Genomic DNA, 15,408 nt, shown 5'->3' on the forward strand with positions numbered 1-15,408 from the left:
TCCGTACGGCCGATCCGATCGTAGGCGCAGGGCTTGAGCGAGCGCCCGCTGTAGGGTCGGCCCATGACCGAGCGCTCCACCTATCTCCTCGTCGACGGCGAGAACATCGATGCGACGCTCGGGATCTCGCTGCTGGGTCGGCGACCCGAGCCGCAGGAGCGGCCGCGCTGGAACAAGGTGCTCACCTTCGCCGAGCAGGCGTGGCAGCAGCCGGTCAAGGGACTATTCTTCCTCGCCGCGCCGGGCGAGCTGCCGGCGACCTTCGTGCAGGCGCTGCTTGCGATCGGCTACCGGCCGGTGCCGCTGCGCGGCGAGGGCAAGGTCGTCGACATCGCCATCCAGCGGATGACCGAGGCGCTCGTCGGGCGCGACGCCGACGTCATGCTCGTCAGCCACGACCGCGACTTCGCCCCGCAGATGGAGCAGCTCGCCGCGAACGACCAGCGCGTCGGCATCCTCGGGTTCGGCGAGTTCATGGCCGGCGGCCTGCGCGACATCGATGGCATGGAGTTCTTCGACCTCGAGTACGACGTCGCCGCCTTCACGAGCCGACTGCCGCGCGTGCGCGTCATCCCGATCGACGAGTTCAACCCGCTCGACTTCATCTAGGCCCGCACCGACAGCGGGCGACCGGTCGGGCGGCCGCGTCGCGCTGTCCCCCAGCACAGCCTCTGGGTGCGATAATGGTGCGTTGGCGTTCGTGCGATCCGCGAGGCGCCACGCACCTCACATCCACGCCGCCGTGCCGATGCGCGCGCGGTGTGCTGCGCGCGCATCCGCTCAGCGCCCGCACCCAGGGAGCATCACCATGAGCACCACTCACGCCACCGACACCGCAGCGTCGACCGCCGAGCCGACGTCGACGCCGGCCGCCTCGAAGCCGGCACGCACGGTCCGCCGCTGGCCGTGGATCGTCGCGCTCGTCGTCGTCGCCGCCCTCGGCGCGATCGGCACCGGCATCGGCGCCTCGTCGGCCGCCAACGCGCAGTCCGAGCTCTCGACCGTGCAGGCCGAGCTCGCTGCCGTGCAGGAGGACTACGCCGACCTCGAGACGCGCGAGGGCATCGCGCAGAGCAGCCTCGAGCTGATCCGCGACCACCGCGACCGCCTCGAGCTGCAGCTCGAGGAGCTGCAGGGCACCGAGGGCTGATCCCTCACCGCTCAGCGACCAGACGCGGCCCCAGCCTTCCGGCTCGGGGCCGCGTCCGTTTCTAGGACTGGCCGAGATAGCTCGAGGGCGAGAAGCCGAGCGCCCGCAAGCCGCGCAGCTCGTCGGCGTACACGCGCATCGCCCAGGACGCATCTGCCCGGCGAGCACGGCGCGAGAGCTCGATGAGTGCCAGCACGCCCGGCTGCGTCGGTGGCCGGCGCACGAAGGCGACCGCCCACGCGAGCTCGTTGCGAGCGTCGTGCAGGTCGACGCCTGGGAGCGGTGACAGTGGCAGCACCAGGTCGCACAGCACGCACTGGTCCCGGTCGGAGTAGGGATCGGCAGGCCTCAGCCCGCAGTCGTGCGGGCAGTCGCGCTGGGCGCGAGCGATCGCCTTGAGCATCGAGATGCCGGACCCGCGCGACGGGTCGGGCCAGGCGGGCGGACGGCCGCTGTGGCTGTGCTGCTCGCCCTCGGCGAGTGGTGGCTGGACGTGCATGAGGACTCCGTTCCCTCGGCGGGGGACGGCGTGCCGATCCCGCTGACTTGCCGCGCGCGGGTGCGCGAGGCCGGCTCTTCCCCTGGGGCACCCCGCTCAGCGGAGGGGTTGCCGTGCAGCCGGCCAGGTACCGATGGCTGCAGCTCTTGAGCCTGGTTGCGAGTGTAGGCGGATGCGGTGACACCGCCGTCGCGCACTCGCCAACGCGCCGAAGGCGGATCTCGTCATGTCAGGATGACGCCGGAGTTCGAGCGCGCCTGACTCAGTGCTGGTCGCGCGGCGTCACGCGCGCGATCGCCCGAACCGGCGACCCGTCGAGCCCGGCCAGCCGCAGCGGCAACGCGATCAGCTCGCACGTCTCCCCCGGCACCCCGTCGAGACCGCGCAGGTTCTCGATGATCAGTCCGCCCGAGCCGAGCCACCGCTCGTGCACCGGCAGCGACGCGGGCTCGTCCGTCGAGTCGCCGGATGCCAGGTCCGACAGGTCGGGGCTGAGGGTGTCGACGCCCAGGACGTCGACGCCGAGGGCGAGCAGTGCATCCGCCAGCTCGATCGACACGGCCGGGTGCTGCAGCATGCGCGCGGTGCCCCAGTGCGCGTCCCAGCCGGTGTGGACGAGGGCGATCCGCTCCCCGTCCCACGCGCGCAACTGCTCCTCGAGCCCGGCGACGCCGATGGTCTCGCCGTCGCCGACCGAGACCCGCAGGATGCGCGCTCGCCCCATGAGCCGCGCCGGGTCGATCTCGTCGATCGCGGTGCCACCCTCGACCGAGTGCGACGGCGCGTCCACATGGGTGCCGGAGTGCGTGCCGAGCGCGAGCGCGGTCACGGCGAAGCCGTCCATGGCGATGGACGTCGCCGGCGCCGTCGCGACCTCCGGGTCGCCCGGGTAGACAGGCATGCCGGTGGCGATCGGATGCGACAGGTCGACGATCACGCCGCATCCGCCTCGACGCCGTCGACCTCGGCCAGGTGCCGCGACTCGACCTTCTCTCCCGAACCGACCTTGGTCGCCCGCGCCCACACCCAGTAGAGGACGAACGCGACCGCGAAGGTCGGCAGCGCCGCGCCGACCGGTGACGACCACCAGAACGCGAGCGCGAGGTAGGTGAGCGCGCCAATCGCCCAGGAGACGATCGCCGCCCAGTGCACGCCGCCGGTGAACCAGTAGCGCCCGCCGGAGCGCTCGAGGATGTCGGGCGAGTAGGCACGGCGGCGGATCAGGTAGTAGTCGACGATCATGATCGCGAACACCGGGATGAAGAGCGCCCCGATGGTCGACAGGAAGGTCGTGAACTGCTCGAGCAGCCCGAGGAAGGTCGAGCCGATGATCGCGATGGCGCCGACGGCGAGGGCGGTCGGCAGGAACCGCAGCGGCTTGCGCGTGGGCAGCGCGTTCGTGAGCGACAGCGTCATCCCGTACATGACCATCGTGTTCGTGGCCATCACCGACAGGAAGATCGCGATCGCGAGCGGGGCGCCGAACGCCTCGATGATCGTCACCGGGTCGAACGCGATCGCCTCGCCCCCGGCGAGCAGCACGAAGGCGATGGCGACGGCGCCGAGCGTCATCGTCAGCACGGTCGAGAGCGTGTAGCCGACGAAGGCGCCGACGCCGCCGGCGCGCTGCGAGCGGGCGACGCGCGTGAGGTCGGCGGAGAGCACCGTCCAGGAGATGGCGGTGGCGAAGACGATGTCAAACACGAGCGAGCTCGTCATGCCGGCTTCGGGGTCGGGCTCGATGGCGGCGAACTCCGCCGGAGCGTAGGTGGTGAGCGCGACGACGAAGATGTAGGCCATGATCGCGAGGATCACGAGCGCGAAGTACGGCTCGATGCGCGCGATGCCCTCGTGGCCGAAGATCGCGAGCGCCACCACGATCGCCTGGCAGATCGCCGCCCACATCGCCGGGTTGGAGTAGCCGGTCGCTTGCGCGACGAGCCAGTCGATCGAGATGCCGGCGAGCATCGCCTGCACCCACGACCAGCCCATCAGCACGATGAAGTTCGAGATGGCGGGCACGATCGAGCCACGCAGGCCGAAGGAGCCGCGCGTGAGCGACATGGTGGGCAGGCCGGTACGCACGCCCATCACTCCGATGAGCGTCAGCACGATCGCGCCGAGCAGCGTGCCGACGACGATCCAGGCGATCGCCTCCCCGAGGCTGACGCCGGGCACGAAGAGCGTGCCCGTGAGGAGCGTCGTGACGACGAGGTTGGCGGCGAGCCATATGAGCAGCACGCGGCCCGTGCCGCGATGACCGCGGATCGGGCCGAAGCCACCGGAGCCCTCCTCGATCCGGTCGATGAAGCGGCGGCGGTTGGTGTCGGTCATGGTCGCTCCTCGGTGCTGTGCTTCTCCGTTGGTCGAGGAGCACCCGAGGGGCGCGTCTCGAGACCAGTGTCAGCCATCGGCGGATGCGTCGGCCCGCGCCACGTCGCCGTCCTGCGTCGGGATGGGCGACAGGTGCTCGTGCACGGCGACGAGCTGGCCGTGACGGCGGGTGAAGACGATGGACTCGCGCTCCCGGTACGTCTCGATCGCGCCGGGCTCGCCCGCCGTCGTCTCGACCTCGTGCAGGTAGACGCCGCCGTCACCGACCGCCTGCACGTGGTCCCAGAGCGTGCGGCAGTCGACCACGCGCCATCCGGTCGCCTGAAGCTCGCGCCAGGCGGAGCGCCAAGCGGCGGTGCCCAAGAGCGGCTCCGGGTCGGTGTGGAACGCGAACGAGCAGTCTGCGACGAAGCCGGCGAAGTAGGCCTCCTCGTCGTTGTCGCGGAACGCGCGCACGATCGCCTGAGCGGCTGCGCGGATCTCGTCATCGAGGGGCATGCACACGGTCTAGTGCACATCCGGCCCCGTTCGCTACGACGCACCGACACTCGCGCGATCACTCCACCGAGTCCGACGGTCAGTCGCTGGAGAAGTAGGGCCGAAGAGCAGCACGCAGTTCCGGGTCGACGACGTGCACATACGTTCCGAGCATCCCGCGCGTGAGGAGCACCGCGTATATGTTCAGCACGAACGTCCGCAGGTCCTCGTCCGAATAGGAGATACCCCGGATGTTGTTGTTCGCCTTGCCGCGGGCGTCGAAGTAGTGTTCACGGCGAAAGACGACCCTTCCCCGCTCGGCATCCCATCCGAGATCGCGGCCGATGAGGACACCTGCATAGTTCAGATCGTAGCCCTGCACCGTGTGGATGGAGCCGACCTCGTCGCGTGACGTCTTCGACCGGATCCACTCGGTCGCTGTCCGGTTCCACTGGAGGCTCAGCCCGTCCAGCTCGATGTCGGGTGCCGCCCGATCCTTGTTGCTCCGCCACTTCCAGGCGTAGCCAGCCAGCAGCCTCGACAGGCCGACCTCTTCGTCGCGCTGCAGGATCTCCGCACGCATCGCAGAGGCGTCTTCGAAGAACCGCAAGTCGTATTCGCCGAGCGGCGGACGCTGGGGACGCTCGTCTTCGCCACTCAGGACGTCGCGGATGTACGCGACATAGTCGCTGCCAGCTGCGACACGCATCTGCGTCGCAAGTCGGTGCACACGAGCATCGGCTTCCGCACGCGCGACCAGCGGGCCGACGACTGACGCAGGAAGGTCCGCCGGCCTGACCGACTGGAGCTCATCCAGCATGAGGATGCGGTGGTCCGCTTGCGCTTCGATCCAGTCCAGTTGCGTGCGCCCATGGTCATCGGCCCCGAACAGTCGCTCGGTGATGAGCCGGAAGTCGCGCGTCTGCACCCCGACGGCTTGAGCAGCACGCTGGGACAGCCGGTGCGCCTCATCGACGACGAGGACATCAAAGCGCTCGAGGCTATGGCCGACCTGAAACGGCGAAAGCACCATGGCCGGATCCAGGTTGGGCGTGTGCTCGAACACACGCCGGATCGACGCCCGCAATGACTGCTGCGGGATGACAAGCCCGATGCGCGGGGATGCGAGCAGATCGCGATGGCCGTGCGTGAAAAAGTCGTCGAACACCGACTCGCCTGTCGGCTCCTCGTCACGGTCCTGAGACGCGATGTCAGCGAGCAGCTTGACGAGGTAGATCGCCACGATCGTCTTTCCTGTGCCCGGATTGCCCTGCACGATGCTCGTGCTCTCGATCCCCGCTTCGATGTCGTGGAACAGCGACTCGACGATGTCAACCGTCGCAGCAGCCTGATCGTCGGTCAACGCCTTGAACGGTGACAGCTTGAAGAGGTCTGAGTTGCGGATCTCGGGGATGCTGCGTGTAAACAGACCGCGAGAGCGAAGCTCCTCGAAGATCGCATCGAATTTCGCCTGGTACTGCGGGCGCTGGTAGTACTCGGCGTTGACGATGCCTGTATTGCGATTCAGCACGGTCCTCGCGGCATCACCGCTGAAGAGGCGGATCAGGTAGGACTCGAGATCGAGGCAGGCTGATTTGTGGAACGTCTCATCGACGACCACGTGCGCCCGCTCGAGGCGTGCTCGCTCCCCGTTCGCCAGGTGCTGGCGTGCTCGCGCCGCCATGTTGAGGGTCTCGCCCACATACACCTCGGATCCACCCTCGAGCGTGTAGACAACGGGCCAGTTCGTTGCGCGCGGATCCGCTTGAGCCCAAAGCCGAATCGACGCATCGTCGAACGGCAGCGCATGGATGCTCGGCACGCCGTCAGCGCCGGTCGTACTTGGTGATGGAACCCTTTGCGAGCTCGACCGGGTACTTGCCTCGCGTCTGCTCGAGTTTCGCGAGCACGAGTTCGCTCGGGTCAGCGCCGATGCGGTCCGCGAGGAGAAGACAGTACGTGAGCACGTCGGCGAGCTCTTCGCGCACCCGCTCGTCATCGGCTGCATCGCTCCACTGGAAGCACTCGAGAAGTTCAGCAGCCTCGATCGAAACACTCTTCGCGAGGTTGGCGGCAGTGTGGAACTGCGCCCAATCTCGCTCAGCGACAAACGTGCGCAGAGCATCGCGAACTCGGACATCCGTCATGGCTTCACGGTACCGACCGATCGGCGCTGGCAACCCTAGACACGATTGAGGGCGCACCATCGGGTCCGCATGCCATCGCACCGCGTGCCTGTGCCATGGCTAGGACTCGCAGGCGACCCCATCGCCATCGCGGTCCAGACCAGAGCGGTAGCCCGGCGAGCCTGCGCGGAGTGGCGCTGCACCAGCGGCCCGCGCGGCGGCACAGTTCGCATAGTGCGCGGCTGCAGCCGGAGCAGCGGCGGGCGCTGGCTGAGCAGCGGGCTGGGGCTGCGCGACCGGAGCAGGTCGCGCAGGCACGGCTGCCGCGTCGGCCTCGAGTGAGGCAATTCTCGACTGGAGTTCCGCGACAGCGGCCAGAGCATCGTCTCTCTCTTGCTGCATGGTGACCACTGCCGCTCGCTCGTCCTCGAGCGAAGCCTGTAGCGTCTCGACCTCGCCCGCCTGCGGCTCGAGCTCTCGCACCTCCCGTTCGAGATCGCGGGCTTCGGTCTCAGCGCGCTCCTGAGCGATCAGCGCTGCGCCGAGCTCCTCTGCAACAGCCTGCTGTCGAGCGTCGAACTCCGATCCACTTGTTGCGCGCCCAGCGCAGTTGCTGAGGAGCAGAGCAACGAGCGCCAGCAGACCGAGCACTATCCAGAAGCGCTTCGACCGCTGCTGCTGACGCTCGGGCGCGGCCGATTCATGTACAGCACCAGCGAACACCGGGCCCAACGGCTCTGTGAGTGGCGTGATCCGCTTGCTGCGGAAGCGCGCCATCGGGTTGGGAACGTTGCGTTTCATCGAGGCTCCAGTCGAAGCGTCCGCAGAGCTTGCGGCCGCGCAGCGAGGAGCCTCCACCCGCTCGATCGGGGCGAGGTTCCATTAGCGGAAGGAGTTGTCACGACTGAGGACCTGACAACGACTCAACAATATGCGACTTGTCCCCCGCGACGCTAGAGCGAAATGAAGAGCGTCGAAGTGCTCTCGAGGCGAGAACAAGCAATCGTCTGGTCCGCCCGCGGAGCAGCCATCGTCTCGAACGCCGGGTGCGCAGCATGAACGGTGTTCCTCATTATCGACGCGGTCGTGCTGGGCTCGGCGAGGGATGCGGCGTCGCCGGTGCCGCTGTGGCGGATCGATGGGCACGAGCTGCCGGAGCTGCGGGCGGCCGCGGCTGGCGGCGACGACGAGGCGCGGGCCCCGGCTGGATTCGTGCTCGGCGTCGAGGCGGTCGTGGCCGCTGTTGTTCAGCTGGCGACGGGCGCGACGATCACGGCCGACGTTCGCGGCTGAAGGGGCGGGTCCGATGGACCCGCCCGACACTCGGCCGGTGCCGAATCGGCCTGCTCGGCCAACGGAAGCAGGCTCAGCGCTCCGGCCAGGGCAGGTCGATGGGCGCAGCGAAGTCGGTCGGGAGCAGCGCCGGCATGGGGTCGGCCGCGGTGCGCTCGTCGAACTCCGCCTTCGCCGCCGCGAGCTCGTCGGGCGAGGTGAGCAGCCGCAGGAACGTGCCGGCGATCGTCTTGCCGGCCGTCTCGATCGTCGGGTCGATCGTGGCCGGGATGCCGCCCATCGCGTTCATCGTCCACGCCGGGTAGGGCGTCGACGCATCCGCCTTCAGGGCAGGCCGCGAGACGTAGAAGCGCACGGTGGGCGCGTAGTGGGTCATCTCGACGTAGTCGTCGCTCGTCCAGTTGCGCTGCCAGGCGGGCATCATCTCGCGCAGCTTCGCCTCGGCGTCCTGCGGCGTGATGAGCTGCTCGACCTCGTCGAGGAACGGGCGCTCCATCGGCTCGATGCCGATGCTCCGCTGGATCTCCTGCGCGACCTGCACCGCATCCGCCCCGTAGGACGGCGCGCCGACGGCCGACAGCTCCTCGAACAGTGCCGTCGACAGCACGTGGTTCGTGCGGCCGGGTCGCGAGCGAGCGACCCAGGTCTCCTCGACGGTGCAGTGCGCCATCGTCGCGACGGCCGCGGCGTTGCGGTCGAGCGCGGCGAGGATGTGCTCGGCCATCTGGATGTCGGGCGTGCGCCACGAGAACTGGATGCGCGCCGACCGGGCCGGCAGGTTGTCTGCCGTCGCCTGGCCGTCGGTGAGGATCGCGTCGGTGAGCGACCAGCCGCCCGACGCCGGCAGGATCGCATCCTGCATCGCCCGCGACGCGGAGTACATCTGCGTCAGCGCCAGGTTCGCGCCCGGCGCGCGCGCCGCCGAGTGCGAGGCGGGGATGGGCGAGTCGCCGTGCCCCAGCTGCCACGTCTCCGGCTCCTCGCAGAGGAACGTGTAGACCTTCGAGTAATAGGCGCCGCACTGGGTGTCCCACCGCGCCGTGTTGCACAGCGGCAGCATGTAGAAGGGGTGGAACGACACGATCGCGTCGACGTCGTCGTAGTAGCCGCGCAGCCCGTGCACGACCTTCGAGCCGTGCATCTTCTCGGCCGGCTCGCCCGTGTAGCGCAGCGTGCCGGGGATGCCGTGCTGCTCCATCGCGTGCTTCGTGGCGAGCACGCCGGCGAGCGTCGAGATGCCGAGCGCCGAATGCGGGTCGGTGTGGCCGCCGGCGAACCTGCTGGAGCCGTCGCGCGGCTGCTGGTGCGTGACCGGCGCCTGCGAGTTGCCGGGCACCGCGTCGTACTCGGCGTACGTCAGCAGCGCCGGCCCCTCCCCCTGCGACCACGTGGCGGAGAACGCGGTCGGCATGCCGGCCGATCCCTCCTCCACCTCGAAGCCGTGCTCGCGCAGCTTCGCCACGTACCAGGCGACCGAGCGGTACTCGCGCCAGGCGGGCTCACCGTAGCCGAAGATCTCGCTGTGCCAGGCGGAGAGCTCGGCCATGTGCTCGTCGATCCAGGCGCGGGCGGTCGCCTTCGCGGCCTCCGAGAGCCCGGCGGTCGTGGTGCCGGCGGCGGTGACGTCGGTGTGGGTCATAGTCATGCTCCGAAGATGCTCAGTGGGATGTGGATGAGGCTCACGCCGGGCTCGGCGATCGCCTTCGCGACGGCCGAGGGCACGGCGGATGCGTCGCTGACGCTCGTGCCGGATGCCCCGAACGCGCGCGCTAGCGCGGGCCAATCGGGCTGGTGGAGGCGCACACCGATCGGGTCGATGCCGCGGTCTGCCTCGTTCTGCTCGATCTCGCCGTAGCCGCCGTTGTCGACCACGACGACCGCGAGGTCGAGCCGCTGCTCGACAGCGGTCGCGAGCTCCTGCACGCTGAACATCAGCGCGCCGTCGCCGGTCACGACGAGCACCGGTGCGCCGGGCGTCGCGATCTTCGCGCCGATCGCGGCGGGCAGCCCGTAGCCGAGCGTCGCGTATGCGGGCATGTAGGGCATCGACGCTGGCGCGTCCTGCCGCACGGCGCTCGTCATGCCGTAGTAGGTGATCTGCGACGAGTCGCCGGTGACGACGGCGCCTCGCGGGATGCCCTGCGCAATCGCCTCGGCGGCCGCCATCTCGATCGGCGCGAAAGCGCGCGCCGCTTCGACGAGCGATGCGCGCACCGCGTCGAGGCCCTGCGGCTCGGCGGGCTCCCGCTCGACGCGGGCGGCGACCGCCCGGATCGTGGCGCGCGCGTCGCCGTGCAGCCGGATCGTAGAGGCCAGATTCTTGTCGAGCTGCGCCGCGTCGATGTCGATGCGGATCACTGCTCCGGTCGGCGCAAGCTCGTTGCCCCACAGCTCGGCCTCACCGAGCTTCGAGCCGATGACGAGCAGCGCATCCGACGCGTTGGCGATCTCGATCGCGGGCGCGAGCCGCAGCTCGCTGCCGAGCGACAGCGGGTGGCACTCCGGCACGGCGCCCTTGCCGTTGAGCGTCGTGAGCACGACGGCGCCGAGCCGCTCGGCGATCGCCTGGAGCGTGGCACCGGCGCGGACGGCGCCGCCGCCGGCGATGATCACGGGTCGAGCCGACGCCGAGAGCGCGTCGGCGGCGGCCTGCAGCGCGGCGTCGTCGAGCGTCGCGGTGGGCGTGACCGCCCGGGGCGCCAGCAGCGCCTCATCGAGGTCCGTCTCGGCCTCGAGCACGTCGAGCGGCACCTCGATGTGCACCGGTCGCGGCCGGCCGGAGCGGAAGAGCGCGAACGCGTCGTGCACGGCCTCGACGGCTTCCGCGGCCGAGCGCACCCGTCGGCTCCACAGCAGGATCGCGCCGGCGGCGGCCGACTGGTCCTTCGTCTCGTGCAGCGCGCCGCGGTCGGCGAACTCGTCGCCGATCGCGACACCGGGCGAGAGCACGATCATCGGCCGCGACTCCGCGAAAGCGGTGCCGCCCGCCGAGAGCGCGTTCAGCAGGCCGGGGCCGCTCGTGGTGATGACGACGCCGGGAGTGACCTCACCGGCGGCCGAGCGGCGCTGCGCCCACGCATCCGCCGCGTAGCCCGCGCCCTGCTCGTGCCGGGTGGTGACGGCCCGGATGCCGAGCGCCGGCGGGTGCCGGTAGAGCTCGAGGTTGTGGGTGCCGGGGATGCCGAAGACGGTGTCGACGCCATAGCCGGCGATCGTCTGCAGCACGGCCCAGCCGGCGTTCCGGCGATGCTCGGTCATCGGACCGTCTCCAGGCTCGAGGCGGCGTCGACGGATGCGTCGGCTGCGGATGCGTCGGATGGGGCCTGAGTGCGGTGCGCCTCCACCCCGCCGACCCATGTGGCCAGCACCGTGATCTCGGCGATCTGGCCGACCGGCGTCTCGACCGGGTCGGCGGCGAGCACGGCAAAGTCGGCGGCCTTGCCGACCTCGAGCGAGCCGAGGTCGCGCTCGCGGCCGAGTGCCCGGGCGCCATTGATCGTGTGGGCGCGGAGCGCGAGCTCGGCGCTGATCGCGAGGTCGTCGCCGCCCAGCTGCACGCCGCGCCGCGTGATGCGCGAGGCGGCCGCCTGCACGGCCTCGAGCGGCGTCGGGTCGGCGACCGGCGCATCCGACGAGATGACGAGCGGCAGCCCGGCCCGCTCGAACTCGCCGAGCGGGTTGAAGCGCTCCCCCGGCGTGCCGATCGCGCGCGTGACGCCCTCGCCCCAGTTGAAGTGGTGCTGCGGCTGGTTGACGGGGATGATCCCGGCGGACGCCATGCGCTCGATCTGCTCGGGCGTCGGCAGCCCGCAGTGCTCGATGCGGTGGCGGGCGTCGGCGTCGGGACGCTCGGCGAGCGCCGCCTCGAGCCCGGTCAGCACCATCTCGATCGCGTCGGGCGACTGCGAGTGCGTGGCCGTCTGCAGCCCGACCGCGTGCGCGCGGGAGACGAGCGAGCGGTACTCCTCGGGCGAGTGGTACAGCTGGCCCGTGCGGCACGGGTCGTCGAGGTAGCCCTCCGGGAACCAGGCGGTCTCGCCGCCGAGCGTGCCGTCGGCGTAGAGCTTGATGCCCTGGATGGCGAGCCGCTCGTTGCCGAGGGGGCCGTGCAGGCCCAGCTCAAGCGCCGCATCGAGCAGGTGCGAGAGCAGGTAGCCCGAGACGCGCATCGTGAGGCCGCCGGTCTCGGCGAGCCGCAGGTAGGTGTCGAGCTCGCGCTTCGTGACCTGCGCATCGCCGATCGCGGTGACGCCTCCGGCGAGGAACTGCGCCTGCGCGCCCTCGAGCTGCCGCACGAGCTCGGCCGGTTCGTCGCCCAGGTGAAAGTTGGGGCCGTGGTGGCCGATCTTCACGCCGTGGAGCCCGGTGAGCACGTTGCAGGCGGCGTCGGAGAGCTCGCCGGTGAGCTCGCCGTCGGCGTCGCGGAAGAACTCGCCGCCCTCGGGGTTCGGGGTGTCGCGGGTGACGCCGTAGCGCTCGAGCGTCCACGAGTTGACGACGCCGCCGTGGCCGGAGGCGTTCATCAGGTACACCTCGCGGTCGGTCGCGACCTCGTCGAGCTCGAACCGCGTCGGGTGGCGCAGCTCGGCGAGGTTGCGCTGCTCGTAGCCGTAGCCGCGCACGGGTGCGCCGGCGGGCAGCCGCTCGGCCGCAGCGCGCAACAGGGCGACGATGCCGGGGATGTCGCTCGCGGCGGCGGGGCCGCAGTCGACCCACGTGCTCAGCTGGCCGAGCATGAGCGGGTGCGCGTGGGCGTCGACGAAGCCGGGCACGACGGTGGCGTCGCCGAGGTCGATGCGCTCGACGTGCTGGTGCTGGTGCTGGCGGGCGGCGCGCTCGACCTCAGCGGCGCCGCCGATAGCGGCAATCCGGCCGTCGACGACGAGCATCGAGCTGGCGATGCCGCCATCGGCATCCATGGTGCGGATGCGCTGCGCGGTGACGAGCAGCGGGTGCTCGTTGCGAGCCTCAAGCGGTGGCAGCGTGCGCATCGGCGGTCTTCCTTCGGGAGTCGATCGGGGAGTTCACGGGGGTGGCGGGGCGCCCGGTGGCGAGCCACGCGAGCGCGTTCTCGGCCTGCAGTCGCACGTAGTCGGCCATCGACGCATCCGACAGGAACGCCGAGTGCGGGGTGACGATCACCTTGGGATGCGTCACCAGCGGGTCGTCTGCGGCCGGCGGCTCGGTCTCGAGCACGTCGAGCGCGGCACCGGCGAGGTGCCCGGCGTCGAGCGCCTCGATGAGCGCGGTGGCGTCGATGAGGCCGCCGCGGCTGACGTTCACGACGGTGGCGCCGCGCGGCATGCGAGCGATGCGCCCGGCGTTGAGGTAGCCGGCCGTCTCGTCGGTGAGCGGCAGGTGGAGCGAGAGCACGTCGGCGGCGGCGAGCACCTCGTCGGCGGTCATCCGCTCGATGCCGGGCGTATCGCCGGCGTACGAATCGAAGCCGACGACGCGGCCGAAGGTGGCGGATGCGCGCTCGGCGAGCGCGAGCCCGATGCGGCCGAGGCCGACCAGGCCGAGCGTCTGCTGGCTGAGGCGCCGCGGCGTCGGTGCCGCGCCGAGATCCCAGCCGCCCGCGCGCACTGCCACGGCGTGGTCGACGATGCCGCGGGCGCTCGCGAGCGCGAGCCCGAAGGCGTGCGTCGCGACCTCCTCCGTCGCGCCGCCGAGCACGTTGGCGACCCAGACGCCGCGCGCGGTCGCGGCCTCGACGTCGACCATGTCGAAGCCCATCGATGCGGTCGCGATCATGCCGAGCCGCGGCAGCCGATCGAGCAGCTCGGCGTCGATGCGGGCGTAGCCGATGAGGAGCACATCCACGTCGGCGGCCTCTCGGGCGACCGTGTCGGGGTCGTCGGCGCTCAGCCGCACGACGCGGCACCCTGCCGCCTCGAGCATCCGCACGCCCGTCTCGATGTCGAGCTCGTCGAGATCTCGGGCCACCGCCACGACGCGGCCAGCTGCACCGGCCCCGCCGCGGAGGTCAGTGGACATGGCTCAGGAACTTCTTCGTGCGCTCGTGCTGCGGGTTGTCGAAGAACTCGTCCGGGGCAGCCTGCTCGACGATGACGCCGCCATCGAAGAGGGTGACCTCGTCGGCCGCGCGGCGCGCGAACCGCACCTCGTGGGTGACGACGATCATCGTCATGCCGTCGCGGGCGAGCTGCTCCATCACCTCGAGCACCTCGCCGACGAGCTCGGGGTCCAGCGCGCTCGTGCGCTCGTCGAAGAGCATCACCTTCGGCGCCAGCACGAGCGCGCGAGCGATCGCGACGCGCTGCTGCTGGCCCCCCGAGAGCTGCGAAGGGTGGTGGTCGGCGCGGTCGGAGAGCCCGACTCGGTCGAGCATGGCGTGCGCCTGCTCGAGCGCGTCGCCGCGGCTGACCTTCTTGACGGCCGTGAGCGCGAGCGCCACGTTCTTCGCAGCGGTGAGGTGCGGGAAGAGGTTGAACTTCTGGAACACCATGCCGACCTCACGGCGCTGCACGGCGAGCTGCGCCTCCGGCAGCGCACGGCCATTCGCGGCGACGCCGATGCGGTCTCCCTCGAGCAGGATCTCGCCCTGGTCGGCGGGCTCGAGCAGCGCCATGAGGCGCAGCATCGTCGACTTGCCCGAGCCCGAGGGTCCGAGGACGGCCTTCACCTGACCCTGCCGCACCTTGAACTCGACGCCCTTGAGCACCTCGTTGCCGTGGTACGCCTTGTGGAGGTTGCGCACCTCGAGGGTGGGCACATCCGTCACCAGCGCGCCGGTGGGCGTGTACGTCGGAGTGGACTGATTCATCGTGCGGCTCCCACCAGCTTGAGTGCGCGGCGCTTCTTCGTGGGCAGCGACGAGGCCCAGTGGAAGCGCTTCTCGATCTGCATCTGGATGACCGTGATGATGCTCACGATCACGAGGTAGTAGATGATCGCCACGGTGTAGTACTCGGCGTAGCGGAAGGTGATGTTGACCCCTACCTGCGCGGTCGTCAGCAACTCGCGCAGCGAGATGACCGAGGCGAGCGACGAGTACTTGATGAGGCCGATGAACTCGTTCGTCGTCGGCGGCAGGGCGATGCGGATGGCCTGCGGCACGAGGATCTTCGACATCACGGTGCCGGGCTTCATGCCGAGCGCGCGGCCGGCGAGGCCCTGGCCCTCGTCGACGGACGAGAGCGCTGAGCGGATGATCTCGGCCATGAAGGCCGCCTCGACGAGGCCGAGGCCGATCGATGCTGCGATGAACGGGTTGTAGCCCCAGTCGCGCAGGTTCGGGATGAGCTGCGGGAGCGCGTTCCACATGATGAGGAGCACGAGCAGCGCCGGGAGCGCCCGGAAGAACCAGGTGTAGGTGAGGGCGAGCCACTGAGCGACGCGGTTCTTCGAACCGCGTCCCATCGCAACGATGAAGCCGATCACGGTCGCGATGATGAGCGACGTGACTGCGACGCCGAGCGAGAGCATCGCGCCCTGCAGGTACACCGGGCTGAACAGCTGCTCGATGAAGATCTGGAAGTCGAATCCCAAGATGGGCTCCTCTCGCG

General features: G+C 70.2%; 16 protein-coding genes and 1 riboswitch. Of the genes, 3 read left to right on the forward strand and 13 right to left on the reverse strand.

What is annotated here, in order from left to right:
• Positions 1-63: 63 nt before the first annotated feature.
• Both ABD106_RS08190 and ABD106_RS08195 read left to right on the forward strand, forming a co-directional pair.
• On the forward strand, positions 64-609 hold the full coding sequence (locus ABD106_RS08190; protein WP_343919220.1) for an NYN domain-containing protein: 546 nt from the start codon (positions 64-66) through the stop codon (positions 607-609).
• 199 nt (positions 610-808) lie between these two features.
• Complete coding sequence (locus ABD106_RS08195; protein ID WP_343919222.1) at positions 809-1,150, forward strand: hypothetical protein; 342 nt, start codon at positions 809-811, stop codon at positions 1,148-1,150.
• Positions 1,151-1,211: 61 nt separating this feature from the next.
• On the opposite strand, the gene ABD106_RS08200 is transcribed toward ABD106_RS08195, so the two are convergent.
• From ABD106_RS08200 to ABD106_RS08230, 7 genes are all read right to left on the reverse strand, one after another.
• Entirely contained in the window at positions 1,212-1,649 is a 438-nt protein-coding gene (locus ABD106_RS08200; protein ID WP_343919224.1) for a hypothetical protein, read from the reverse strand.
• A gap of 36 nt (positions 1,650-1,685) precedes the next feature.
• Positions 1,686-1,801, reverse strand: a riboswitch (SAM riboswitch).
• Positions 1,802-1,911: 110 nt separating this feature from the next.
• Positions 1,912-2,586: a cyclase family protein gene (locus ABD106_RS08205; protein ID WP_343919226.1), complete on the reverse strand. Its 675-nt coding sequence runs from the start codon at positions 2,584-2,586 to the stop codon at positions 1,912-1,914.
• A complete protein-coding gene (locus ABD106_RS08210; protein ID WP_343919228.1) occupies positions 2,583-3,983 on the reverse strand; it encodes a purine-cytosine permease family protein in 1,401 nt (466 codons plus the stop codon). The genes ABD106_RS08205 and ABD106_RS08210 overlap by 4 nt, the downstream gene beginning before the upstream one ends.
• 69 nt (positions 3,984-4,052) lie before the next feature.
• Positions 4,053-4,481: a nuclear transport factor 2 family protein gene (locus ABD106_RS08215; protein ID WP_343919230.1), complete on the reverse strand. Its 429-nt coding sequence runs from the start codon at positions 4,479-4,481 to the stop codon at positions 4,053-4,055.
• Positions 4,482-4,560: 79 nt separating this feature from the next.
• On the reverse strand, positions 4,561-6,282 hold the full coding sequence (locus ABD106_RS08220; protein WP_343919232.1) for a DNA/RNA helicase domain-containing protein: 1,722 nt from the start codon (positions 6,280-6,282) through the stop codon (positions 4,561-4,563).
• Between the two features lie 4 nt (positions 6,283-6,286).
• Complete coding sequence (locus ABD106_RS08225) at positions 6,287-6,607, reverse strand: nucleotide pyrophosphohydrolase (RefSeq protein ID WP_343919234.1); 321 nt, start codon at positions 6,605-6,607, stop codon at positions 6,287-6,289.
• 99 nt (positions 6,608-6,706) lie between these two features.
• Positions 6,707-7,387: an excalibur calcium-binding domain-containing protein gene (locus ABD106_RS08230; RefSeq protein ID WP_343919236.1), complete on the reverse strand. Its 681-nt coding sequence runs from the start codon at positions 7,385-7,387 to the stop codon at positions 6,707-6,709.
• Between the two features lie 261 nt (positions 7,388-7,648).
• Between ABD106_RS08230 and ABD106_RS08235 the strand changes: the two genes are divergently transcribed.
• Positions 7,649-7,879, forward strand: a complete 231-nt coding sequence (locus ABD106_RS08235; RefSeq protein WP_343919238.1) for a hypothetical protein — start codon at positions 7,649-7,651, stop codon at positions 7,877-7,879.
• Between the two features lie 73 nt (positions 7,880-7,952).
• On the opposite strand, the gene ABD106_RS08240 is transcribed toward ABD106_RS08235, so the two are convergent.
• The 6 genes from ABD106_RS08240 to ABD106_RS08265 form a co-directional block, all read right to left on the reverse strand.
• Positions 7,953-9,524 carry a zinc-binding metallopeptidase family protein gene (locus ABD106_RS08240; protein ID WP_343919240.1) on the reverse strand — a complete coding sequence of 524 codons (1,572 nt, stop codon included), beginning with the start codon at positions 9,522-9,524 and terminating at the stop codon, positions 7,953-7,955.
• A complete protein-coding gene (locus tag ABD106_RS08245) occupies positions 9,521-11,137 on the reverse strand; it encodes a thiamine pyrophosphate-binding protein (RefSeq protein ID WP_343919242.1) in 1,617 nt (538 codons plus the stop codon). Before ABD106_RS08245 ends, ABD106_RS08240 begins: the two co-directional genes overlap by 4 nt.
• Positions 11,134-12,870, reverse strand: a complete 1,737-nt coding sequence (locus ABD106_RS08250; RefSeq protein WP_343919244.1) for an amidohydrolase — start codon at positions 12,868-12,870, stop codon at positions 11,134-11,136. Before ABD106_RS08250 ends, ABD106_RS08245 begins: the two co-directional genes overlap by 4 nt.
• The gene (locus ABD106_RS08255; protein ID WP_343919246.1) at positions 12,848-13,876 is read right to left on the reverse strand and encodes a C-terminal binding protein; all 1,029 of its coding nucleotides are present in this window, start codon (positions 13,874-13,876) and stop codon (positions 12,848-12,850) included. Before ABD106_RS08255 ends, ABD106_RS08250 begins: the two co-directional genes overlap by 23 nt.
• Positions 13,866-14,666, reverse strand: coding sequence for an amino acid ABC transporter ATP-binding protein (locus ABD106_RS08260; RefSeq protein ID WP_343919248.1), 801 nt, complete (start codon positions 14,664-14,666; stop codon positions 13,866-13,868). Before ABD106_RS08260 ends, ABD106_RS08255 begins: the two co-directional genes overlap by 11 nt.
• Positions 14,663-15,408 (reverse strand): amino acid ABC transporter permease (locus tag ABD106_RS08265; protein WP_343919250.1); only part of this gene is annotated, 746 nt, incomplete at its 5' end. The genes ABD106_RS08265 and ABD106_RS08260, both read right to left, overlap by 4 nt.

Source organism: Agrococcus citreus (genome assembly GCF_039527715.1).
GTDB lineage: Bacteria > Actinomycetota > Actinomycetes > Actinomycetales > Microbacteriaceae > Agrococcus > Agrococcus citreus.

Excerpts from the sequence above, each read along its gene's own strand:
- ABD106_RS08190 (WP_343919220.1), top strand. The coding sequence starts at position 64 with ATGACCGAGCGCTCCACCTATCTCCTCGTCGACGGCGAGAACATCGAT.
- ABD106_RS08195 (WP_343919222.1), top strand. The coding sequence starts at position 809 with ATGAGCACCACTCACGCCACCGACACCGCAGCGTCGACCGCCGAGCCG.
- ABD106_RS08200 (WP_343919224.1), bottom strand. The coding sequence starts at position 1,649 with ATGCACGTCCAGCCACCACTCGCCGAGGGCGAGCAGCACAGCCACAGC.
- ABD106_RS08210 (WP_343919228.1), bottom strand. The coding sequence starts at position 3,983 with ATGACCGACACCAACCGCCGCCGCTTCATCGACCGGATCGAGGAGGGC.
- ABD106_RS08215 (WP_343919230.1), bottom strand. The coding sequence starts at position 4,481 with ATGCCCCTCGATGACGAGATCCGCGCAGCCGCTCAGGCGATCGTGCGC.
- ABD106_RS08225 (WP_343919234.1), bottom strand. The coding sequence starts at position 6,607 with ATGACGGATGTCCGAGTTCGCGATGCTCTGCGCACGTTTGTCGCTGAG.
- ABD106_RS08230 (WP_343919236.1), bottom strand. The coding sequence starts at position 7,387 with ATGAAACGCAACGTTCCCAACCCGATGGCGCGCTTCCGCAGCAAGCGG.
- ABD106_RS08240 (WP_343919240.1), bottom strand. The coding sequence starts at position 9,524 with ATGACTATGACCCACACCGACGTCACCGCCGCCGGCACCACGACCGCC.
- ABD106_RS08245 (WP_343919242.1), bottom strand. The coding sequence starts at position 11,137 with ATGACCGAGCATCGCCGGAACGCCGGCTGGGCCGTGCTGCAGACGATC.
- ABD106_RS08250 (WP_343919244.1), bottom strand. The coding sequence starts at position 12,870 with ATGCGCACGCTGCCACCGCTTGAGGCTCGCAACGAGCACCCGCTGCTC.
- ABD106_RS08255 (WP_343919246.1), bottom strand. The coding sequence starts at position 13,876 with ATGTCCACTGACCTCCGCGGCGGGGCCGGTGCAGCTGGCCGCGTCGTG.
- ABD106_RS08260 (WP_343919248.1), bottom strand. The coding sequence starts at position 14,666 with ATGAATCAGTCCACTCCGACGTACACGCCCACCGGCGCGCTGGTGACG.